A 1,006-nucleotide genomic window follows, 5' to 3' on the forward strand; every position below is an offset into this window, starting at 1 on the left:
GCGGACGCCTCCTGGCGGGCGGGGCCGGCGGCTGAGGCGGCGCCCAGGTGGGCCAGGTGTGCCGGCAGGCTCCCACCGCGGGCGGCCAGCGCCGCCGCGTACAGCCGCCCCGCGCGGTAGGAGGAGCGCACCAGAGGACCGGCCAGCACTCCGGTGAACCCGATCCGGACCGCTTCGTCCTGCAGGGCCACGAACTCCTCGGGCTTGACCCACCGGTCCACCGGGTGGTGGCGCGGGGAGGGACGCAGGTACTGGGTGATGGTGATGATGTCGCAGCCCGCCTCGTGAAGGTCACCCAGTGCGGTGATGACCTCCTCGGTGGTCTCCCCCATCCCCAGGATGAGGTTGGACTTGGTCACCAGGCCCGCGGCGCGGGCATCGGTGATGACCCCCAGAGAGCGTTCGTAGGTGAAGGCCGGGCGGATCCGCTTGAACACCCGCGGCACGGTCTCCACGTTGTGGGCCAGCACCTGCGGGGCGGAGGAGAAGACCTCGGCGAGCTGGTCGGGGTCGCGGTTGAAGTCGGGGATGAGCAGCTCCACGCCCGTGCCGGCACCATCGACGGTGGGGTTGGCGTGGATGCGGCGGACGGTCTCGGCGTACAGCCAGGCCCCGCCGTCGTCCAGGTCGTCGCGGGCGACGCCGGTGATGGTGGCGTAGCGCAGGCCCATGGAGGCCACGGACTCAGCGACGCGGCGGGGTTCGTCGGCGTCGTAGGCGGCGGGCTTGCCGGTGTCGATCTGGCAGAAGTCGCAGCGGCGGGTGCACTGGTCACCGCCGATGAGGAAGGTGGCTTCCTTGTCTTCCCAGCACTCGAAGATGTTGGGGCAGCCGGCTTCTTGGCAGACGGTGTGCAGGCCTTCGCGCTTCACCAGTCCGTGGAGGGCCTGGTACTCCGGGCCGGTCTTGGCGGTGGTGCGGATCCACTCGGGCTTTCGCTCGATGGGCACGGCGGCGTTGCGGGCCTCCACCCGCAGCATCCGACGTCCTTCAGGTGCCAGCGTCA

1 protein-coding gene is annotated in these 1,006 nt (G+C 71.0%); it reads right to left on the reverse strand.

Features of this window, described 5'->3' with window-relative positions:
• Window positions 1-1,006 (reverse strand): lipoyl synthase (locus FMM08_RS22760; RefSeq protein ID WP_222711116.1); only part of this gene is annotated, 1,006 nt, incomplete at both ends.

The organism is Quadrisphaera setariae (assembly GCF_008041935.1).
Taxonomy (GTDB): domain Bacteria; phylum Actinomycetota; class Actinomycetes; order Actinomycetales; family Quadrisphaeraceae; genus Quadrisphaera; species Quadrisphaera setariae.